Raw genomic sequence first — 22,091 nt, forward strand, 5'->3', positions numbered from 1 at the left:
ATTACACTCAATTTTACATATCCTGCTTATAGTTCTTGTACCATTTTACCGGCCATACTTTTGGGCAATGAGATGTGTCGTGTTTATTTTCCAGTTTCTTGTAGCATCTAATGATTGCCGCTAAGATGCTGTAATACCTGTCTCGCTCCGTGTAGAGATTCTACTCTCAAAAACCTGTCTGCCAGGCTCTACATTTCGGCAGCCATATCTAAGTAATCTTCCTCCTTTGATACGCACCGATGTAAATATTATTGTATAACAGGAGCGGCGAAATTGGGGATCTTCTAAAAAAAATGTGCAAATATGCGGACATGCAAAGGTGCAGATTGTTACTCAATTAAATACATATGAATATACAGATTAAAAAGTCAATGTTGGTGTAATTACCAAAAACTTCCTGTAATTATAATTAAATAAGCCGGTGAAAGTGCATGTCACCGGCTTATTTATTATTTACACACCTGCATATTTTTCTGTATTCACGTTCCGTATTCGGGTGTTGTTACTTCGCTTTCTTCAAACTCATAATCTGTTAACGGAGGACATGAGCAAATAAGGGTCCTGTCACCGTATGTATCATTTACACGACCAACTGATGGCCAGAATTTGTATTGAGCTACATAAGGTAATGGGAACGCCGCTTTTTGACGGGTATATGGGTGCTCCCACTCATTAGCCGTAATTACAGCGGCGGTGTGCGGCGCATTCTTTAACGGGTTATCCAACTTATCTGACAAGCCTTTTTCAACATCCTCAATTTCATGACGGATAGAGATCATGGCATCGCAAAAACGGTCAAGCTCATGCTTTGGTTCTGATTCAGTTGGCTCAACCATTACTGTACCCGCAACCGGGAACGATACTGTTGGCGCATGGAAACCATAATCCATTAAACGCTTGGCAATATCAGTAACCTCAACACCAAATGTTTTAAATGAGCGGCAATCCAATATCATTTCGTGCGCGCAACGGCCTTTACTGCCGGTGTATAACACGCTGTAATGATCTTTTAAGCGTGTTTTAATGTAGTTGGCGTTCAGGATTGCGTAACGGGTTGCATTGGTTAAACCGTCGGCACCCATCATGGCAATATAGGCGTGTGATATAATTAATATAGATGCTGACCCCCATGGTGCAGCAGATACCGCGTGGATAGCTTTGCCATTGTCAATATCAACAACAGCATGGCCCGGTAAATAAGGAACCAGGTGTTTAGCTACACCGATAGGGCCCATGCCCGGGCCACCACCGCCATGTGGTATACAGAAGGTTTTGTGCAAATTCAAGTGGCAAACATCGGCACCAATATTAGCGGGACTTGTTAGGCCAACCTGTGCGTTCATATTAGCGCCATCCATATAAACCTGTCCGCCGTTTTGATGGATAATTTCGCAGATCTCGATGATAGACTCCTCAAATACACCGTGTGTAGATGGATAGGTCACCATCAGGCATGATAGTTCGTTTTTGTATTGCTCGGCCTTGGCTTTCATGTCGGCCACGTCAATGTTACCATTATCATCGCACTTAACAACAACTATCTTCATCCCGGCCATAGCTGCCGATGCAGGATTGGTACCATGTGCAGATGAAGGTATTAAAGCAATATTACGGTGGCTGTCGCCCCTATCATTATGATAAGCCCGGATAACCATTAAGCCTGCGTACTCGCCCTGTGCGCCTGCATTTGGCTGTAAGCTCATTGCTGCAAAGCCAGTAATTTCGCTAAGCCATTTGTTTAATTCATCAAACAACTGCATGTAGCCGCCAACTTGGTCTGTTGGTGCAAAAGGGTGCATTTTGCTAAACTCCGCCCAGGTAACCGGTACCATTTCAGTGGTGGCATTCAGTTTCATGGTGCATGATCCTAAAGCGATCATTGAGTGGCAAAGCGAAAGATCTTTAGCCTCAAGCGATTTAATGTAACGCAGCATTTCATGTTCTGAATGGTGCGAATTAAATATGCCGTGGGTAAGATAATCTGAAGTGCGCTGCAGTTCTGTTGGGATAATTCCTTCAACGCTGTTCTTCAACTCATCAAAGTTAGCATCGGTTAAAGTTTTGCCTTTAACTTTTGCAAACAGGCGCACCAGGGTTTTAATATCTTCAGGGGATGTAGTTTCATCAACCGAGATGGTTACCACATTACCATTATAATTTAAGTTGGCCTCGTTGTTTAAAGCTTCAGAATGAACAGGTCCGCTTAGTTTACCCAGGTCAAATTTAATTGTATCAAAATAAGTTTCGTTCAATTGCTCGTAACCCAGTTCTTTTAATGACGATGCTAACAGAACAGTTAGGCCGTGAATTCTTTCGGCAATTAGTTTTAAGCCCTGTGGGCCATGGTAAACGGCGTACATACCGGCCATAATTGCCAGTAATGCCTGCGCGGTACAAATATTTGAGGTTGCTTTATCCCTGCGGATGTGCTGCTCGCGGGTTTGCAATGCCATACGCAAAGCATAGTTACCAGCCGAATCAATAGTTACACCAATTATACGGCCGGGAATAGAGCGTTTGTATTCTTCTTTAGTAGCAAAAAATGCGGCATGCGGGCCACCAAAGCCCATTGGTACACCAAAACGCTGGGTGCTGCCTACCACTATATCCGCTCCCCATTCACCCGGAGGGGTTAGCAGGATAAGGCTCATAATATCGGCAACAACAGTAAGTTTGATGTTTTTTTCATGCAAAGCATTGGCGAAACCGGTATAGTTATAAACCGCACCGCTGCCTGCAGGGTATTGTACCATGGCACCAAACATCTCGTCGGTTAATTCAACGTTGCGGTGGTCGCCAATTTGCAGGGTGATACCATAAGGCTCGCTGCGGGTTTTTAAAATATCAATAGTTTGCGGGAACACTTCTTCTGAAACAAAAAACACATTGGCTTTTTGATTTTTACGCAGGCTGTATTGCATAAACATTGCCTCGGCAGCAGCGGTACCTTCATCAAGTAACGATGCATTGGCAATTTCCATCCCGGTTAAATCAATAACCATGGTTTGGAAGTTTAACAGTGCCTGTAAACGGCCCTGTGCAATCTCGGCCTGGTAAGGGGTGTATTGCGTGTACCAGCCTGGGTTTTCTAGAATATTACGCTGTATAACGCCCGGTACAATTACATCATAATAACCCTGACCGATATATGATTTAAACACCTTGTTTTTTGAAGCTGTTTGCTTAAGCGTATTCAGATAATCAAATTCGCTTTTGGCAACTGGTAAATTCAGCGGACTTTTTAATCTTATCCTGGCCGGTACAGTCTCGTCTATCAGTTCATCAAGCGAATTGACACCGACAGTCTTTAACATTTTTTCGGTATCTGCCTGGTTTGGCGCTATGTGCCTTTGCTGGAATTTTTCCTGGTAATCTATGTTCAGCTTCATTGAAATGGGTATCCCTTAAATTTTACGGCAAAGGTACAATATTAGGTATTGAATAACAATTGCGTAATACTTTAGTGACAGTGGTTTTACATACAGAAGCAAGCAATAAAATCATACTGCCAACTGGCGCAGGTACATTTGTATCGTGTTTTCCAGTCCGTAATACAAAGCATCGCTTATTAGTGCGTGGCCTATGCTCACTTCATCCAAAGCCGGGATATTTTCGGCAAAGTACTTCAGGTTTTCCAGGTCAAGATCATGGCCTGCATTAATACCTAAACCCACTTTTTGCGCGGCTTCGGCAGCTTTTACATAAGGTGCAATGGCTTCTTCGCGGTTGGCGGCATAGTTATGGGCGTAAGCTTCGGTATACAGTTCAATACGGTCTGTACCTGTAGTAGCAGCAGCTTCAACCATATTAATTATCGGGTCAACAAAGATAGATACCCGGATCCCGGCGTCTTTAAACACCTTTATCATATCTTTTAAATATTGCTGATTGGTAATTGTATCCCATCCATGATTTGATGTTATTTGGCCCAAAACATCCGGAACTAACGTAACTTGTTCTGGCTTGTTGGCTAAAACCAGGTCTATAAATTTTTTCTCCTGGCAGTTACCCTCAATATTAAACTCGGTTGTTACAATCTTTTTCAGATCGAAAACATCAGCATAGCGGATATGCCTTTCATCGGGCCTTGGGTGCACGGTAATACCCTGTGCGCCAAAGCGCTCACAATCTTTAGCAACCTGTACAAGATTTGGTTTATCGCCGCCGCGGGAATTTCGCAGAGTTGCTATTTTATTGATGTTGACAGATAATCGGGCCATGGTAACAGATGTTTAGGCAAATATCTATAAATCATTTGTAATATTATAAACAGCCTCCATTGCGCGCATATCATTTATCCGTATAAAACAAGAACGCCCCAATAAATCGGGGCGTTCTAATATAGTAGTAAATCCTATTTAAGCGGCGGGAATTTCGCACCGTCAAATATACTTTTTTGGGCGGTCATTTTCTCTACATCCTGCCATTTTCTTGGGGCATCTATTGATAAATTTGTGCCTTTATCTTTACCAATCACAATATCATCCTCAATACGTACGCCAATGTTCCACCACTTTTTATCGCATTTACTACCTGCGGGAATATAAATTCCCGGCTCAACGGTTATTACCATGTTCTCTTCCAGGTTGCCCGCGTAAGAACCTTTATCATGTACATCCAATCCCAAATGGTGCGATACGCCATGCGGATAATAAGACCTTAGTTCTTTCGCATCTTTTATAATACCCAGTTTTATTAATCCTGCAGCTAAAACCTCACGCGTTTTTTCTTCAAGAGAAGCATAAGGAACACCTGCTTTGCACATTTTAAACACTTCTTCCTGCGCATCATAAACTATCTGATAGATGGCTTTTTGCTCCTCGCTGAATTTGCCATTGGCCGGCACAGTACGGGTAACATCGGCCGAATAGCCGTGGTATTCTGAACCTACATCAAGCAATACCAGTTGGTTGTTTAATACCGTTTCGCTATTTTCTTCATAGTGAAGGATACAGGCATTAGCCCCTACCCCAACTATTGGCGGGTAACCTTCATCTTCGGCCCCGTATTTTTTGTGTACATACAGTAAAATACCTTCCAGTTCGCGCTCACTCATGCTGGGGTTTACGGCCTTCATTACTTCGGCATGTGCAATGCTGGATAGCTGTACTGATTTGCTTAATAGTGCCAATTCTTCCGGTTGTTTAATTCCACGCAGGGCAATGGTTAACTCATTAAACTTACCGGCATTTCCGTAAGCGGCCTGTATTTTTGCTTTAACACTTAATAATGTTGCAGAGTCGGGCTTAGCTACCAGCTCCTGTATAATTGAGTTATTTTTATACGCTTCAAGGCTCAAACGCGGCTTTATGTAATCCATCAATCGCGGCAGCAAGGCAGGGGTTCCACGCTGGCTTATCAAAATTAAGTCGGATAATAATTGCTTATCTATATCCGGGACAGTGGCCTTTGTTTTAAAAGCACTAATCAAATTTTTCAGGTCGCCCTGTGCGTCATCGGGGATCTCATCGTATAAAACGGCACTAAACTTTTTAAAATCTACGGGGAACTTGGCAAACTCGCTGCTATTGTAAACCTTTTTGAAACCCAACTGCGTTTTTGCTCCGTCAACACCCATACGCCTTCCTGTCCATTGCTCGCGCTGGGCATCGCGCTTGCGTACAAACAGCACCTCGTTATAGCTGCTATCACCGGCGCCTTGTGTATCCTTAAATATCAGCAAAGCTGCATCGGGCTCTTTGTAGCCCGAGAAATAATAAAGATCGGGATTGGGGTGATAAACGTAATTTACATCATTTGAAAAAACCTGTTCGGGATAAGCGAATATTACCGTTACCGAATTGGCAGGCATTAATTTACGCAGCGCATCCCGCCTGCCTGCATGAAACTCTTTGCTTAAGTAATCTTTTGGCAGGTTTTGTTCTGCAGATTGTGAAAAGGCAGACAATGCACCCATGCAAAGCGCAGCAGCCAGGGTAAAGGTTTTATTTAGAATTTTCATTGTATAGTTGTTAAGGCTTAGGTTAAGATACAAATATAAAAGAATAAAACATTCAAACTAAAAAATTAGTTGATTTGTCGTTTGCGTTTTCCTGCATGATAAAGGCACAAAATAAATGTTTAGCTGGAGAAAAAGCGATGTTTTTGCCGGATAATGCAGGCATAAAATTTGTAATATTGTTATTATGCCGTGGACCTGCCCCAAATGCGAACGCGAACTGACCAGCGAAAGCCAGCGGCATTATTGTGCACGCGTTAGTTTAGATGATTTGTTTAAAGGCAAACCCGACGAATTACTTTTAGTGTTTGATAAACTGCTTGCCGAGGTTGCCGACTGGCCCGACGTATTGGTAGGCACCACACCAAACTGCATCACCTTTGTGCATAAGCAAACCTTCTTTGTTATCCGCCCGATGCAAAAGCAGCTGGACCTGAAGTTTTACTCGGCCACCAAGCTGGAAGAAGCACCGGTGATAAAAAGCACTGCCACAGCAGGCCGGTACGAGAACCATATCAGGCTTAATGATGCAAGCGAGCTAAGGCCCCAGTTGTTTAAATGGATAAGGGAGTCTTATGAGTTGTTGTGAGGTAACGTAGTCAATCTCATACCAATTATATTCTTAAATCATGGCAATTTATCGGATATTAGTTATCATGAAACTTAAAGCGCCACTTATCATAATTTTGTTATTCACCTGCATTTGTACCAGCTATGCGCAGGATTATAAAAAGAATATCGAAAAGCGTTTTGATGAATTTTATAACCTTATTGCCCGGAATAACATTGAGCAAGCTGTGGAGTACATTCCCGATTCTTTTTTTACAGTGATACCAAAAGCACAAATGATAGTGGCCCTCAAAAGTGTAATGAACAATAAAGAACTTGATTACAAAATTCTGGACTACAAAATCTTAGAAATAAAAGACGCGAAGTTAATAGATAAGAATTACTACGCTGTTTTAACATACACGTCTAACATCGCTATGAAATTTAGACAGGTAGATTCGCTTGAAACTACCGAAAAGAAAAAACAACGTTTGGGCTTATTAAAACTATCACTTGCTAACACCTTTGGGACAGATAACGTAAAATTAGATGAGGCAACAAATTTTTTCATGATAACTGCCCGCAAAAAATCGTGTGGCGTATCTGCCGATGGTTTAAATGGTTGGAAATTTGTAAATATAGAATCGCGCCAACGGCTATTATTGGACAAGGTATTGCCAAAAGAGATAGTTGAAACCTTATAGCTGATCCTGAACAAGTCATCCTGAATTTATTTCAGGATCTCTCAGGACAGTCTTGAACTTTGCCTGTGAGATGCCGATATGCATCGGCATGACAGGTGGGCAGCCGCACAAACTACCTGGTCATCCTGAACTTGTTTCAGGATCTCTCAGGACAGTCTTGAACTTTGCCTGTGAGATGCCGATATGCATCGGCATGACAGGTGGGCAGCCGCACAAACTACCTGGTCATCCTGAACTTGTTTCAGGATCTCTCAGGACAGTCTTGAACTTTGCCTGTGAGATGCCGATATGCATCGGCATGACGGGTGGGCAGTCGGATAAACTACGTGGTCATCCTGAATTTATTTCAGGATCTCTCAGGACGGACTTGAACTTTGCCTGTGAGATGCCGATATGCATCGGCATGACAGGTAGTACACAACAAAAAAGGGACATAGCTTTAAGCTATATCCCTTTTTTAATATGTATTGGTGGCGCTATTTTGTCAGTAGTCAAATTCACAAACAACTAATAATAAGCTATTTATAAAATTCAACCTGTGTTCACGGACGTGAACGTGAACACTTAGCGCTTTTTTTTAATATCTGTAGTACTCCGGTTTAAACGGACCATCTACTGTTACGCCAATGTACTCAGCCTGGTTTTGATCTAAAACTTCCAGCTCAACACCAATTTTTGCTAAGTGTAAACGGGCAACTTTTTCGTCCAGATGTTTAGGCAGGGTATATACTTTGTTTTCGTAAGCACCACCGTTTGTCCAAAGCTCAATTTGAGCCAAAGTTTGGTTGGTGAATGAGTTACTCATTACAAAGCTTGGGTGGCCTGTAGCACAACCTAAGTTTACTAAACGGCCTTCAGCTAAAACAATAACGTCGCTGCCATCAATAGTATATTTATCAACCTGTGGTTTAATTTCAATTTTGGTACTGCCATAAGCGCCGTTTAACCAGGCCATGTCAATCTCATTATCAAAGTGGCCTATATTACAAACAATAGCTTTATCTTTCAAAGCACGGAAGTGTTCTTCGCGTACAATGTTCATATTACCTGTTGCGGTAACTACAATATCAGCTTCGGCTATAGCGGTTGAAAGTTTTTTCACTTCAAAGCCTTCCATAGCAGCTTGCAATGCACAGATAGGGTCAATTTCGGTAACTATAACGCGTACACCGGCATTACGTAAAGAATCTGCTGAACCTTTACCAACATCGCCATAACCGCAAACAACACCCACTTTACCAGCCATCATTACATCTGTAGCTCTGCGGATTGCGTCAACTAATGATTCGCGGCAACCGTATTTGTTATCAAATTTTGATTTGGTAACCGAGTCATTGATGTTGATAGCAGGAACTAATAATGTTCCGGCTTTCATACGCTCGTACAAACGGTGTACACCGGTGGTGGTTTCTTCTGATAAACCTTTAATGCCGGCAACCAGTTCAGGATAACGGTCAAAAACCATATTGGTTAAATCGCCGCCATCATCCAAGATCATGTTTAATGGTTTACGATCTTCGCCAAAAAACAAAGTTTGCTCAATACACCAGTCAAATTCCTGCTCATTTAAACCTTTCCAGGCATAAACAGAAACACCTGCAGCAGCAATAGCAGCAGCAGCATGATCCTGGGTTGAGAATATATTACATGACGACCAGGTAACCTCTGCACCTAATTCAATCAGTGTTTCAATTAAAACAGCAGTTTGAATAGTCATGTGTAAACAGCCTGCAATACGTGCGCCTTTTAATATTTTAGCGGGACCGTATTCTTTACGCAGAGCCATTAAACCCGGCATTTCTGCCTCGGCTAATTCTATTTCTTTGCGGCCCCAGGCGGCCAGTGAAGAATCCTTCACTTTACTTTTAACGTACGTAGTCTCTACTGATGACATATTATTCAATTTTTTTTACAAAACTAATCAATATAAATATTTTAATGAAATCGGCTTTAACTGTTTGACCGTACGATGAGTTATTTATTTGAGACGGATGTTTTACTTATAACCAACTTTTGATAATGATACCCTATGTTGCCATTATAGTCAACCCCTTGCGCTATAATGGTATAGGTAGATGGCTTTGTTGCCGCATTAAATTTAATAGTAGCATGCCCCGCTGCATTGGTGATGATATTGGGCTCCCAGTTGACGGTGCTCCGGTTTTCGGTTGGTGTTGCAATATCAGTCACGTTGTAACGGGGTTTATAAAATTGTTTAGGCAAGCTTAAGGGCAGGGGTTTGTACAGGTAAACGCCGGGTGTAGTGCTTAAAGCCGGACCATGACCGCTACGGGTAGTAATTTCTATGAACGCATACTCGTGATAATCTGGTTCTTCCATTGGCATATCGCGCCATCTGCGCATATAGTTAGAACTATACTGGGAAGTTGCGTTTACTTCTATCCCTTTTATCTCCTCGGCAGAATGCGATTGAAGAAAATTCCGAATATAATCATGTCCAAATTCGGGGTTAAAATCCCTAAATTCTATTCCATCAACTTTTAATACCGCAGCTTTCTGGCCAATAAAAAACCAGTTATCGCGTATACCGGTTATATTACCAGTTAATCTAACTTCAAACGCATAAACTCTTTCCGCCACAGATTGTGGCAGATTTTTTGGGAATAAATATGACCTTTCTCTAAATCCTTTAACGTTTTCTTCTAAAAATTGCAGCATGGTTTTTTTACCGGCTTTCTCCAAATCTTTTTCATCAAACACCAAATCGGCGTTACCCGGGCCGTTCAAATTATTGGAACCTTTAACTATTTTTTTTGCTGTGATGTTCACTTGTTTCAGAAGCCGTATCCCGGCGGGCATTTTTTCTTTCTCCCTTTTTAAGGATATGTTATTTTTCACATAGTTTGTAAGTGTATCATTACTATTTACATACCATGGCATTGCTGAAGGGATAGCAGTAGCGGTAAATTTAGGGGCAATAAATTCATTTATTTCTACCCCTACATTCATGCTTTTGCCACTTTTGTTCACCGCCTTTATAATAAACATAGGTGTATCAACTATTGGTAAGGGATTAAAAACAAACCTGCCGTGTTTATCTGTAACTGTATCCTTTACCACAAGCGGGCGGCTTGAGAAAAATACCACCTTTGATTTCGATACAGGCTTATTAAACACGTTGGTTACTCTGCCGGTTACACTGTAATCCGTTTCGGCGGCATAGGCCGGCCCTTTTGTTGGCATTTCATAGTTTACCCAGCCCTGTGTAAGTAACAGGTTGTCTAACTCTTGCCACGCAATTGCATTCCTTTGAAAATAATACGCGGGCTCTTCCACATATCCTTTCAAATCTGACGTAAGCAGCAGGTTGGTAAATATATTATCGCTTTGCAAGGTGTCTGTATTTACCAGGGCATCGTCGGTTACTGATATTGCAAAGTTGCCGGTAACCGGCTTTCCTGTATTATCGGTTGCGGTTAAGTGGAGTGCTATGCTGTCTTTCGGTGCAGTTTGGCCGCTTCCCGTTTTAAAACTGATATTCAGGTTATCTTTTTGATCTATATACACCAGCCGCTCGTTTAATGGCACGCCTTGATCGGTCATCAATATAAAATGGGTAATGCCCGTTGGGAACAGGTTTTTAGTAATCACACGCTGGATGGTTTTATGATCCTGAAAGTTCAATATCGCGGCGTAGCAAATCACGCCCCTTGCTTTTGCTATCAGATAGTAGGCTGATCGTTTTTGCAAAATATCAGCAGTTGCAGCAAGAGCTAACTTAACCGAATCGCTCTCAATGGAGTTACTGACCTGCAATACTATACCTGACGATGCCACCACAGGCAAGGGGTACGCTTTTACCACCCCGCCCGGCAGAGTTACCTTAGCCGAGTAGCTTTCAGCGGCTTTAACATCCATTGTAAAGCTGCCCATTCCTTTATGTGCTGATTGAAAGGTTGCCACCTGCACGCCCTTGCTATCGGTAATAATGCCTTTGAGATCTGCTCCCCTTCCATCTTCGCCTATTGCCTTAAAACCAATTCGGGCGGGGAGGCCGGCCACAAGGCTACCGCCTTCGGGCATAAATTGCAGGTCGGTATTTTCGGGATTATTGATATTTAGTGGGATGATCGCTCTCTTATCTTTAGTATCACTTTCTGCAACAATGTAAAGTCCGCCTGTTTTTTGCGGCGGTGCAAAGCTGATGTCCATTGAGCCGAAAAGGTCGGTATCCAGCACTTGCTTGTACAATGTTTTTTTGCCGCTCATTACCCGCAGGCTAACAGGTTTGCCAACAACCGGAGATTGATCGAGGTTTTTGAATTGTAATACCGCCTGTACATTGGGTTTAGTATTTATAACCGACTGTTTCATCTTTGAATTCACCAGCCAGGCATCTTCATAAGCAGTAGTGATATTGATGCGTTTACAATAAAAGGTTTCATCGCCAAAGTTGCGCATCCAATTGGTATAGGCGCGAATCACATAGGCGCCCGCCTTATAATCTTTATCATTGATGGCGATATTCCCCCAGGTTACGCCATTAGATATGGGTAGCAAAAACTGCTGAATAACTTTGTTACTGTCTGTGGCTATCTCTATATGCAGTAGCCCACTCTTAGCCGACAATAGGAACGATGGCGCATTAATAAGCCAGGCTTTAAACCAAATGGTGTCGCCCAAAGCATAGTAAGGTTTATCAAACTGCATATGGATCTTTTCTACAGCGAAGTTCTTGTTCAAACTATCCGACTGCGACTTTATCTTAAGCAACGCCTGCTGGGAGGGTGCACTTTGGGCGTGAGAATATAGCGGCAGGCAAAGAAGAAAAAGCACGCAAAACCCCGTACAAAAGATGAGCAGTCTTTTAACAAGTGCAAAAAGCATTAGCGACAAATTAGGTGGTTGGTTTACAATGGTAAGTTAACAAATTATATTGATTAATAAGTTGTTAGCGAAACCAAAGTTTGTTTACCGCTAATCGCTTTTTTAAATAAAAAAAACAAAACCCTCTTTCTGCAGAAACAAAAAGAGGGCTGTATGACTTGTTACAAATTCCGTATAACCTTATACTTCTATCATCTTTTGAGCGGGTGGGGCTATTTGCTGACTTTGTGCCAGTTTGTTGTTTTGCGTCATTGAGAGACTGCCGTTATAAACTGCGCCGTTTTCAACCTGCAGGGTTTGTGTTCTTATCTCACCATTAACTTTTCCGGTGGCTTTAATTTCAAGAGAGTTTGTTTGAATATTGCCGTTTACAGCGCCATAAACAATCATTTCTTTTGTAATAACGTTACCTAATATAGTTCCTTTTTCACCAATTATTAATCCTTCATCAATAATTACATCACCGGTAACTTGTCCGTCAATACGGGCATATGCTGGTGCTTTAAGGTTACCATCTAAGATGCAGCCTTCGCTGATAAGTGTTGATATTGACTGCAGATCAAGCGAAACGTTATCTTTTTTTGAAAAAAATGCCATAATATACGGTGGTTAATTATTAAGCGTAAGGAAACTTCGGGGATTAATAGGTTTCCCATTTTTACGTATCTCGTAGTGTAAATGGTTACCTGTTGAACGCCCTGTTGAACCAATTTTCCCGATTTTTTCTCCTACGGTTACTTCCTGCCCAACTTTTACGGTTATTTTGGAAAGATGCCCGTATAAAGTTTCAAAATTATTTGAATGTGCAATACGTACACAATTGCCATACCCGCCATACCGGCCTGCAAAAACCACCTTGCCATTAGCTGTGCATTTTGCGTCATCGCCTTTATTACCTTTAAAATCAATACCCGGGTGAAATTCGGCATGGGCCATATCAAAAGGATCGCTCCTGTAACCAAAAACAGATGTTATTGAGCTAATGCGGGGATAGCCCATTGGGATAAACGCAACGGTACGTACCAGCCTGTTTAAATACTCATCATATAATGAGTAGGTTTCCTTATCAGAAAGTTTGGGTGCTTCAGTGCTGCCGCCTACCGCCTTTGTTGAAAAACCCTTTAAACCACGTTTTTTAAGGTAACTGTTAATGGATTGCAACTTGCCTTCAATCGATTGGATGTATGATTGGGCGCTATTAGGGTTTTGTTGAAGGGTAACAGGTGGGGGGATTTCGCCTTTAAGCTTTGTGATTTGAGCTAACAGCTTGTTCTTTTCCGCTTCTTGCTCCTGATTTTGAGACCTGAGGTAAATTACAGATCCTGCAAGTGTTATTATAAGGGCCAAAACCCCATAAACATAATATTTTAACCTGCTAATGTGCCTTGTTTTTATTTGTAATGTTTTTGAAAGTTGACTGCTTTTATTTACAATAATAACCGTACTTATTTCAGGCGTTCGCTTTGAATTCATTGTAATCAATTAGGGATGGGCAATATAAATAATACCTGTAAAAAAACCCAACAATTCTTGTTAGTTTGTAGGATAAACGCATGCTTCACCCATTAAATTATAAAAAATAACACTATGTTTTTGTTAATTTAACCCATAAGCAACAAACTCATTGGTTTTCATATCGTTGACATCCAAACGTCAGCAGATTGTTATTATTCGGAAAATTGAATGCTAACTGCTAATCATTTGTTATTTTTGTTAATAAATTTAGAAAACGAAGAGATGTATCCAGAATATTTAGTAGCCCCAATGCGGGAAGATTTAACCAAAGTTGGTTTTGAAGAGTTAAAAGATGCGGAAGCAGTGAACCAGGCTATTAAAAGCGAAGGCACTGTATTTGTGATGGTTAATTCTGTTTGTGGTTGCGCTGCTGCTAATGCACGCCCTGCAGCTAAAATTGCTTCACAAAACGAAAAACATCCTGATAGATTGGTAACCGTTTTTGCAGGTATGGAAAAAGATGCAGTTGATGCAGCACGTAATTTAATGTTGCCTTACCCTCCATCTTCACCATCAATGGCTTTATTTAAAGATGGTAAATTGGTTCATATTATTGAGCGCCACCAAATTGAAGGCCGCCCGGCACAAATGATTGCCGATAACCTTATAGGTGCTTTTGAGCAATACTGCTAACATTTGAGAGCCAGGAAATAAGAACCAAGAGGTAAGACTTAGGTTTATAAAAAAAGGTCCGGTATAAGTTATACCGGACCTTTTTTGTGTTTGGTTTCTTGATTCTTGCTTCTAATGTCTTGATTCCTTCTTACAGCGCTTTCATCTTAATATTCCTGTAATTTACGTCAAAGCCGTGATCCTGCAACAGGATGTGCCCCTGGGCAGCTTCGCCAAACTCTTTCCATACCTTGAATTTACTAATGGCTACCAGGTCACGGAATTCTTTTGAGCCACGCTCATACTCCAAAACTTTTATGCCGTTTAAGTAATGCTCTACATGGTTATTAGGATAAACTATTATCCTGCCGGTGTTCCATGAACCTATAGGGTGTACAAACCTGGCCTGCTTTTTAGCCGGTATCAGGTCATATAATGATGCCAGGGTACGGTTGCCATCACGGCCCAGTTTAGCATCGGGGTGTACGGCGTCATCCAATACCTGGTACTCCAGGCCAATAGCCGAGCCTGTTGTTTTCTCGGATAGGGTTACAAAATATTTTAATCCGCTATTGGCACCTCTTGACATGCGGAACTCAAATGACATATCGAAAGCTTTAAACTGGTCGTTAGTAATAATATCCCCGCCATTTGCAGCTTCGCCGCCTGCCGAACCCAGCACGCTTATCATACCGTTCTTTACTTCCCAGCCTTTTGTTGGGAAAGCCATAGAACTTGCACTACGCCAGCCGGCGCTGGTTTTACCATCAAATAATAACTTCCAGCCATCCTGTTTTTCGTATGCTGATAATGTGTTTTGCTCCAGGTTCACTACGTAAACACCTTTAGCAAATGGCTGTGGTTTTAGGTTAGTGGTTTTAATGCGGATGTTTTTAAAGAACACTTTTTTGCCTGCCTGGCTGGCTTCATTAATAGCGTGTACCTGCAAGCCAATAAAGCCTGTACGGTCAAGCGTATCTACAACATAGGCGGTAGCTACCCCGTTGATCCATGTTTTGGTGGCATTGCCAATGCATTCAATTTTAATATGGTTAAAAGCGCCGTTCTTCCAGGCAGATTTTGCTTTGGCATTTAGTTCCATTGGATATAGCCAGTCGCGGCGGCCTTCATCATAAATACCACCGGTCCATTTCCTGTCGCTTGGGTCAACCTCGCATTGACGGCCGTAAACCAGCCCCTTGCCTTCATGCCCGGCAGGGTTATAATGGCTGCGTAGCTGTACCCCAGAATTGGTGATCGTACTTTCAGTTTCTACATCCAGCTCCAGAATAAAATCGCCATATTCCTTCTCGGTAACTAAAAAAGTATTGCCGCTGTTGAGCACTGCAGTACCCGTAATGCCGCCATTTTCAACTTTGTATTCTGCCTTGCCGGCCAGTATCTTCCAGCCTTGCAGGTCTTTTCCATTAAACAAGTTAGTATAACCGCCCGTTTGTGCCGATGCGCTTTGGACGCCGGCAATTGCTGCTATAGCCAGTAAAAGTGTTTTTACGTTCTTCATTATATTTATTTAAGGTTGATGTATTAAACTTTAAGGTTCCACCCGGGTGCATACTCACGGCTCCATAGTTTGGTGGCTTCGGCATCGTTCATGATATGGCCGTTCCTGGTATCTAAATTAAGCACACGGCCAACGCGCTGGGCAATGTTACCTAACTGCGGTATCACGGTTGATTTATGGCCTTCGGTTATGGGTTGATTGATTTTTTCGGTTCCCTGTATGGCACTGATAAAGTTTTGCAGGTGGATCCTGTCTAACAACTCCGTAGGGCTAACCTTATTTGTGGCATCAACCGGGGTTTCATCTTTAATTTCCTTTACCATTTTGTTATCACCATCATAAACCTGGTAGCCATTGCCGCCTCCGTAATAGATAGTGCCTTTGTCGCCGTAAAAAACCACACCACGGCCAACACCTTCAGAGTTATAACCGTTACAGCTACGTCCCTCCCATGACATGGCGGTGTTATTAGGAAAATTCACAAGTATAGTTTGTGTGTCGGGGGTTTCCCAGTCGTCCTTAAAAGCAAAACGGCCGCCTGATGATGTTACCCGTTCGGGGAAATCAACACCCAGGCCCCAGCGCATTACGTCTATCTCGTGCGTGCCGTTGTTAAGCGCTTCGCCGGTGCCCCAGTTCCAATGCCAGTGCCAGTTATAATGTATAAGATTGTCTTTATAAGGCATGCGGGGCGCATAGCCCTGCCATAGGTCGTAATTTAAATTTTGAGGAACCGGCACCACCTTACCTATACCAATTGATTTGCGGTTATTGGTATACCATCCCCTTGCAAAATACGCCCTGCCAATAATGCCATCATGCAGTTCCTTAACCATTAATTGCACATTGTTAAACGAGCGCCGCTGGCTGCCCATTTGTACCAAGCGGTTATATTTTGCTGCAGCGGCAACAGCCATCTCGCCCTCATGCGGGTTATGGCTGCAGGGCTTTTCTACATATACATGCTTACCGGCCTGGCAGGCTAAAATAGTTGCGGGTGCGTGCCAATGATCGGGCGCTGCTATTACCAGCGCGTCCAGGTCTTTTTTATCTAATAATTGGCGGATATCAGTTATGCCAACGGGCTTTTTACCGGTTGTTTTTTCAATATTGGCAATGCATTTGGCCATAGCAATGCTGTCCACATCGCATATATAGCCAATCTCTGCATCGGGTATGGCTGCCAGCTTTTGTGCAAGGAAACTGCCCCGGCCGTTTACCCCCATTATACCCAGCACTACTTTTTTATTTGGGGAGCCTTTGTAAAAGGCAGATGCTGATAAACCCGGGCCAACTAAAAAACTGGTACCGGTAACGGCTACGGTCTCAATAAATCGTCTCCTTTGCATAATTAAAATAGGTATTGGTTTTGTAAATATAGTAAACCACACCTATCCTCTCCTAAAGGGAGGAATTTTTTTATGCAACAATGTTGTTAAACGTTTAAAATATAAATGCTTTATTCATTCCTCAGACTCTTCACCGGGTTAGCCACTGCGGCTTTAACAGCCTGGAAACTTATGGTAGTTAATGCAATAATAAATACCGACAACATGGGTAAAATGAAGAACCAAACAGTAAAATCTACCCGGAACTTATAGTTCTGCAACCATTGATGCCCACCCCAGTAGGCAAGCGGCAGGGCTATAGCATTGGCTATTAATATCAGCCCAACAAAATCTTTGGCTATAAGCAGCAGGATATTAGAGATTGACGCCCCCAATATTTTACGGATGCCTATTTCTTTAATTCGCTGGGTAATTGTAATTAACGTTAACCCAAATAAACCCAGGCAAGCCACAAATACCGCGAAGCCGGAGAACAGGCTGAAAACCTTGCCAAAGTGCTGTTCTGTTTTATATTGCTGATCAAAAAATTCATCAAGGAAGAAATAATCAAAAGCAGCTTCAGAAAATACACTTTTATAGGTTTTGTTGATTTGTGCCAGCGTGGCGGGCATATCGGCACTGTTAATTTTTAGCTCGTAATGGGTTACGCTTGATGGATCTATCAGCCTGAAAACGGTTGGTGTAAAACCCTCTTTCAGCGAAGTTTGATGGAAGTTTTTTATTACACCCACAATCTCGTTCTCAAATATTCTTCCCCGGCCGTTTTTGGTTTGAATGATTTTGCCAACCGCATCCTGCGCATTTTTAAAACCTAATGATACCACCGCGGCTTCATTCAGCATCATTAATGATTTGCCTGATTGTGGCGCTGTAGAAAAATTATCGCCGGCAATTGTTTTAACCTTAAACTGATCAAGAAACTTACTCCCTATCTCCAATGTTGGCAGCCTGATACCCTTATCCTGCATTGGGCGGGTGTATGACATGATGTAGTTAATGGTTTCGCCCGGTATGCTGGATGACGAGGTAACACTTTGTACGCGCGGATTGCGTAATATTTCAGTCTGAAAAACACTGTCGCGGTGCATAAAGTTGAAAGCATCGGCATCGTTTGCCCGTACAATTTGCGGGGCAACAACAATAAGCGTTTGTTTCATATCCATACCTTTGTTGGCATTTTTCATATAATTTACCTGCCTGTAAACCACCAAAGTGCCAATCATAAAAGCAATAGTAGCCGCAAACTGAAACACCACTAATGATTTGCGTAATGATAAGCTTTGCGACGTATTTTGGAACTTACCCTTCAATATTTGAACCGGTTTATAATTGGACAGGATAAGCGCCGGATAAAAAGCCGACAGTAATATGCCCAGTACCAAACAACTCATAAAACCAAACAAAAAGGTATAGTCCTTCCATAAGGTGAACCGCATTTGCACGCCACATAAGGTACTGAACCACGGCATAGCCAGTATTACAACAAAAACAGCTATCGCGATGCTGATGATATTCAGCAGCATGGATTCAAAAAGAAACTGGATGATCAATTGCAAACGCTGTGAACCTAATACTTTGCGAATACCTACTTCTTTTGCCCTTTCAATTATTTTGGCTGTAGACAGGTTAACGTAGTTGATATAAGCGATCACCAATATCAGCACGGCTATTAACCCCAGGTACCAAACCATGTTGCCATTACCGGCAGTGCTAATCTCGTCGGTAAGGTTAGAGTATAGGTGGATATCTTTAAGCGGTTGCAGCGTGAACTGTATATTAGCTACGTTGGTTTTGCCTAAAGTAAAACTTGAATTTTTGATCTTATCACCGCCGGTACTGTGCTTTTTAATAAATGAAGGTAATTTGGCCTCAAATGCCTGATGATCTGTATTGGGCGATAACTGCACATAAGTATAAAAATCGGGGTACACCCAATCGCCGGCCTGCATATCCTGCGATACCTGCGATACCAGAAAATCAAACTGTAAATGTGAATTGGCAGGCACATCTTTACATACACCGGTAACTGTAGCGGTGATATCCGTACCGGATATTTGTTGTTGTATCCTTAACGTTTTACCAATGGCATCCTGATCAGGGAAATATTTTTTTGCTGTTGATTGCGTGATAACTACGGTATTAGGATTATTAAGTGCTGAGGCGGTACCTTCCACCATCGGGAAAGAAAACACTTTAAGAAACGATGCCTCAACCGCGTACAAATGCTGCTCGTTAAAAGCGATGACAGCCCCACCCGGTTGCTGGGTACTAACCTGCCCGGACAGTTTAGACACCCTTGTTTCTTCCTTTACCTCCGGGAATTCGGCCTTTAGCGCAGGGCCAACTGCCGAATACGTTTTAGGCAGGTTCTCAATTAAATTTCCCTGGCTATAGCTTTGATGCTTTATACGATAAACGTTACCCGCGTTTTGGTGGAACTTATCATAACTCAACTCAAAGCTGATGTATTGTACAATAAGCAGGCAGGCCGCCATACCGATAACCAATCCAAAGATATTTATCAATGAAAATAGTTTTTGCCTTACTAGTATCCGCCAGGCAATCTTTAAATAATTGTTGATCATATTTTGATAATATCTTGTCTCTTGTCTCTTATTTCCTGTCTCGTGTGCTATTCCGTTTTTAAACTTTTTACCGGATTGGCGATCGCCGCTTTTATAGCCTGAAAGCTTACGGTGATGAGCGTGATAGCGATTGCGATAAAAGCTGATAGTATAAATATGCCCGGCCCTATGGTTATACGGTAATCATACTTTTGCAACCATTTTTGCAGTAAATAAAACGCCAGCGGCGAAGCTATTATGCAGCTAATAAATACTAAAACAACAAAGTCTTTTGATAGCATTAACCAAATTTGGGTTACCGTAGCACCCAAAACTTTCCTTATTCCTATTTCTTTTACACGCTGCTCCGCAGTAAAGGCCGCCATCCCGAATAAACCTAAACATGATATAAATATAGCCAGCACCGTAAACACACTTGCAAGCTTACCTACCAGTAATTCTTCACTAAACTTTTGATTATAATCCTCATCTACAAAGCGGAAATCATACGGGTAAGACGGGTTGTATTTGTTGAAGATAGCCGTAAGTTTTTCAATGGCTTCGTGCGTGTTAACCTTGCCGGATAGCTGGTATATCATATTCCAGCCGTTCTCATAAATAAAGGCGGTAGGTTCGGCAGCCTGATAGGGCGAGTTCATTAACGCGTCTTTTACTATGCCAACTATATGGTATTGCTTATTGTTTTTTGTAAAGGTTTGGTTCAATGGATCTTTCAACCGCAGCCTTTTAACGGCGGCCTCATTAAATATCACATTTAATGAATCTGTTTTGGAATTGACAATAAAATCCCTACCGGATAAGAGCTGCATACCAAGGGTTTTAAAGTAATCGCCTGATACCAGGATCATTCCCATTTCAACAGTTTCGCCGGGGCGTTTGCCGGGCCAGTAATCTATATCGCCATGTGAATAAACGCCCGTTGCAGGGCTGGAGGCTGTGGTAACAGATGTAACCAATCCGCTTTGCAACAGTTCGTTTTTAAGTGGGATGTAATTGCGGCTAAGATCATCATTCATGTCAGTGGTTAATAACCTGCTGATATTGTAACCTGTTGGCCTGTCCTTAGCGTGTTCAATTTGCTTAAAAATAACAACGGTACTGATAATTAAAGCGATAGAGCAGGAGAATTGTGCAACCACCAGAATTTTACGCGACAAAGTTGCCGACCTTCCAGCTTTTATAGTTCCTTTTAAAACATCGACAGGGTTAAATGATGATAAATAAAAGGCGGGCCTGCTGCCTGCTATAAGTGTTACTGCCACAACAGCCGCAACCATGATTAGCCAAAACGTTAAACTGGTAAACGGAATATGCACAACTGTACCCGTAAGCGAATTAAAGGCCGGCAATACGGCTTGCACCAACAACAGGCAAAGGCCAAACGATAATAAAGTCACCAGCCCGGCTTCAGTCAAAAACTGCCATATTAACTCCACCCTGCCGGAGCCGATTGCTTTCCTTACGCCAACTTCTTTTGCCCTTTTATCGAAACGTGCGGTTGATAGGTTTACAAAATTAATACAGGCAATAATAAGCACCAATACACCAATGATGATGAACATGCGTACATACTCAATAAAACCACCAGTCGCCTTTCCGTTTTTATAATCTGCATATAAATGCCATTCATGTACAGGCTGAATGATAACATTGGAGTTAATGGCATTCATGCTGCTGGTTTCCACCTTTTCGATATTCTTTATTTTTTGTGAAACCGCCTCATAGGATACACCGTCTTTCAACTTTACAAATTGCAAAAATGAGTTATCGCTAAAACTACTGGTGCGCGCCTGTTTTACCCAATTCTGGGTGAGTTCGTAATAGCTAAATGGAATAATATATTTAAACTGAAAGGTTGAATTAGCGGGGAGATCGTCTATTACAGCGGTGATCTTTAAGTTATCTTTATTATCTACCCTAACCAGTTTATTAAGCACATCAACACTACCAAAAAGCGCTTTGGCGGTAGACCGTGTAATTACAATTGAATAAGGATCGGCAAGTGCCTTGCCATAATTCCCGTTTACAAGGGGCAGTTTAAAAATGTTCAGGAAATCCTTCCCGGCCTGAATGCCGTGTAAATACAATTTTTTATTGCCAACCATCAGGCCGTGCGATCCCATCTGGTCTGTCTCTGCAACATAGGCTATTTCCGGTATTTGGTTGCGTAATGCATCTGCTAATTTTAACGACGTACTGCTAAACGTGAGTGTGTCACCATTGCTATTAAAGTTTCGCCTAACCTGGTAAACCTGTTTATGATCCGGAATGAATTTATCGTAACTATATTCATAATAAACCCACATACCAATTAGCAATGCCACCGCAATGCCGGTACCTAAACCAAATATATTTAACAAGCTGTAAACCCTGTTCTTTTTTACGTTGATCCAGGCTATTTTTAAATAATTATTGATCATGGTTTGATAATATCTTGTCTCTTAATTC

At 42.0% G+C, this 22,091-nt stretch carries 15 protein-coding genes; 4 read left to right on the forward strand and 11 right to left on the reverse strand.

The window, feature by feature from the left end; translation table 11 throughout:
- Positions 1 to 479 precede the first annotated feature (479 nt).
- From gcvP to WC743_RS07500, 3 genes are all read right to left on the reverse strand, one after another.
- Positions 480 to 3,389 carry an aminomethyl-transferring glycine dehydrogenase gene (gcvP, locus tag WC743_RS07490; RefSeq protein WP_373011271.1) on the reverse strand — a complete coding sequence of 970 codons (2,910 nt, stop codon included), beginning with the start codon at positions 3,387 to 3,389 and terminating at the stop codon, positions 480 to 482.
- 111 nt (positions 3,390 to 3,500) lie between these two features.
- Complete coding sequence (locus tag WC743_RS07495) at positions 3,501 to 4,220, reverse strand: pyridoxine 5'-phosphate synthase (RefSeq protein WP_373011272.1); 720 nt, start codon at positions 4,218 to 4,220, stop codon at positions 3,501 to 3,503.
- 134 nt (positions 4,221 to 4,354) lie between these two features.
- A complete protein-coding gene (locus WC743_RS07500; RefSeq protein ID WP_373011274.1) occupies positions 4,355 to 5,962 on the reverse strand; it encodes an aminopeptidase P N-terminal domain-containing protein in 1,608 nt (535 codons plus the stop codon).
- A gap of 184 nt (positions 5,963 to 6,146) precedes the next feature.
- On the opposite strand from WC743_RS07500, the gene WC743_RS07505 reads away from it, so the two are divergent.
- The 3 genes from WC743_RS07505 to WC743_RS07515 all read left to right on the forward strand — a co-directional run bounded on the left by WC743_RS07505 (position 6,147) and on the right by WC743_RS07515 (position 7,723).
- Positions 6,147 to 6,548, forward strand: a complete 402-nt coding sequence (locus tag WC743_RS07505; RefSeq protein ID WP_373011275.1) for a DUF5655 domain-containing protein — start codon at positions 6,147 to 6,149, stop codon at positions 6,546 to 6,548.
- 40 nt (positions 6,549 to 6,588) lie between these two features.
- Entirely contained in the window at positions 6,589 to 7,212 is a 624-nt protein-coding gene (locus WC743_RS07510; protein ID WP_373011278.1) for a hypothetical protein, read from the forward strand.
- 88 nt (positions 7,213 to 7,300) lie between these two features.
- Entirely contained in the window at positions 7,301 to 7,723 is a 423-nt protein-coding gene (locus tag WC743_RS07515; RefSeq protein ID WP_373011279.1) for a hypothetical protein, read from the forward strand.
- Between the two features lie 66 nt (positions 7,724 to 7,789).
- On the opposite strand, the gene ahcY is transcribed toward WC743_RS07515, so the two are convergent.
- The 4 genes from ahcY to WC743_RS07535 all read right to left on the reverse strand — a co-directional run bounded on the left by ahcY (position 7,790) and on the right by WC743_RS07535 (position 13,533).
- Positions 7,790 to 9,106, reverse strand: coding sequence for an adenosylhomocysteinase (gene ahcY, locus WC743_RS07520; RefSeq protein WP_373011280.1), 1,317 nt, complete (start codon positions 9,104 to 9,106; stop codon positions 7,790 to 7,792).
- A gap of 80 nt (positions 9,107 to 9,186) precedes the next feature.
- Entirely contained in the window at positions 9,187 to 11,916 is a 2,730-nt protein-coding gene (locus WC743_RS07525) for a carboxypeptidase-like regulatory domain-containing protein (RefSeq protein ID WP_373011281.1), read from the reverse strand.
- 324 nt (positions 11,917 to 12,240) lie between these two features.
- A complete protein-coding gene (locus WC743_RS07530; protein ID WP_373011282.1) occupies positions 12,241 to 12,657 on the reverse strand; it encodes a polymer-forming cytoskeletal protein in 417 nt (138 codons plus the stop codon).
- Between the two features lie 12 nt (positions 12,658 to 12,669).
- The gene (locus tag WC743_RS07535) at positions 12,670 to 13,533 is read right to left on the reverse strand and encodes a M23 family metallopeptidase (protein ID WP_373011283.1); all 864 of its coding nucleotides are present in this window, start codon (positions 13,531 to 13,533) and stop codon (positions 12,670 to 12,672) included.
- Positions 13,534 to 13,797: 264 nt separating this feature from the next.
- On the opposite strand from WC743_RS07535, the gene WC743_RS07540 reads away from it, so the two are divergent.
- Entirely contained in the window at positions 13,798 to 14,208 is a 411-nt protein-coding gene (locus tag WC743_RS07540; RefSeq protein WP_373011284.1) for a BrxA/BrxB family bacilliredoxin, read from the forward strand.
- Positions 14,209 to 14,338: 130 nt separating this feature from the next.
- On the opposite strand, the gene WC743_RS07545 is transcribed toward WC743_RS07540, so the two are convergent.
- From WC743_RS07545 to WC743_RS07560, 4 genes are all read right to left on the reverse strand, one after another.
- On the reverse strand, positions 14,339 to 15,709 hold the full coding sequence (locus WC743_RS07545; protein WP_373011285.1) for a DUF1080 domain-containing protein: 1,371 nt from the start codon (positions 15,707 to 15,709) through the stop codon (positions 14,339 to 14,341).
- A 23-nt stretch (positions 15,710 to 15,732) separates the two neighbouring features.
- Complete coding sequence (locus WC743_RS07550) at positions 15,733 to 17,058, reverse strand: Gfo/Idh/MocA family protein (RefSeq protein ID WP_373011286.1); 1,326 nt, start codon at positions 17,056 to 17,058, stop codon at positions 15,733 to 15,735.
- Positions 17,059 to 17,168: 110 nt separating this feature from the next.
- Positions 17,169 to 19,643, reverse strand: coding sequence for an ABC transporter permease (locus tag WC743_RS07555; protein ID WP_373011287.1), 2,475 nt, complete (start codon positions 19,641 to 19,643; stop codon positions 17,169 to 17,171).
- Positions 19,644 to 19,690: 47 nt separating this feature from the next.
- Entirely contained in the window at positions 19,691 to 22,063 is a 2,373-nt protein-coding gene (locus tag WC743_RS07560) for an ABC transporter permease (RefSeq protein WP_373011288.1), read from the reverse strand.
- Positions 22,064 to 22,091: the final 28 nt, after the last annotated feature.

Source organism: Mucilaginibacter sp. (genome assembly GCF_041660805.1).
GTDB lineage: Bacteria > Bacteroidota > Bacteroidia > Sphingobacteriales > Sphingobacteriaceae > Mucilaginibacter.

What these genes read in the sequence shown, in the direction of transcription:
- gcvP (WP_373011271.1), bottom strand. Translation starts at nt 3,389, where the DNA reads ATGAAGCTGAACATAGATTACCAGGAAAAATTCCAGCAAAGGCACATA.
- WC743_RS07495 (WP_373011272.1), bottom strand. Translation starts at nt 4,220, where the DNA reads ATGGCCCGATTATCTGTCAACATCAATAAAATAGCAACTCTGCGAAAT.
- WC743_RS07500 (WP_373011274.1), bottom strand. Translation starts at nt 5,962, where the DNA reads ATGAAAATTCTAAATAAAACCTTTACCCTGGCTGCTGCGCTTTGCATG.
- WC743_RS07505 (WP_373011275.1), top strand. Translation starts at nt 6,147, where the DNA reads ATGCCGTGGACCTGCCCCAAATGCGAACGCGAACTGACCAGCGAAAGC.
- WC743_RS07510 (WP_373011278.1), top strand. Translation starts at nt 6,589, where the DNA reads ATGGCAATTTATCGGATATTAGTTATCATGAAACTTAAAGCGCCACTT.
- WC743_RS07515 (WP_373011279.1), top strand. Translation starts at nt 7,301, where the DNA reads ATGACAGGTGGGCAGCCGCACAAACTACCTGGTCATCCTGAACTTGTT.
- ahcY (WP_373011280.1), bottom strand. Translation starts at nt 9,106, where the DNA reads ATGTCATCAGTAGAGACTACGTACGTTAAAAGTAAAGTGAAGGATTCT.
- WC743_RS07530 (WP_373011282.1), bottom strand. Translation starts at nt 12,657, where the DNA reads ATGGCATTTTTTTCAAAAAAAGATAACGTTTCGCTTGATCTGCAGTCA.
- WC743_RS07535 (WP_373011283.1), bottom strand. Translation starts at nt 13,533, where the DNA reads ATGAATTCAAAGCGAACGCCTGAAATAAGTACGGTTATTATTGTAAAT.
- WC743_RS07540 (WP_373011284.1), top strand. Translation starts at nt 13,798, where the DNA reads ATGTATCCAGAATATTTAGTAGCCCCAATGCGGGAAGATTTAACCAAA.
- WC743_RS07545 (WP_373011285.1), bottom strand. Translation starts at nt 15,709, where the DNA reads ATGAAGAACGTAAAAACACTTTTACTGGCTATAGCAGCAATTGCCGGC.
- WC743_RS07550 (WP_373011286.1), bottom strand. Translation starts at nt 17,058, where the DNA reads ATGCAAAGGAGACGATTTATTGAGACCGTAGCCGTTACCGGTACCAGT.
- WC743_RS07555 (WP_373011287.1), bottom strand. Translation starts at nt 19,643, where the DNA reads ATGATCAACAATTATTTAAAGATTGCCTGGCGGATACTAGTAAGGCAA.
- WC743_RS07560 (WP_373011288.1), bottom strand. Translation starts at nt 22,063, where the DNA reads ATGATCAATAATTATTTAAAAATAGCCTGGATCAACGTAAAAAAGAAC.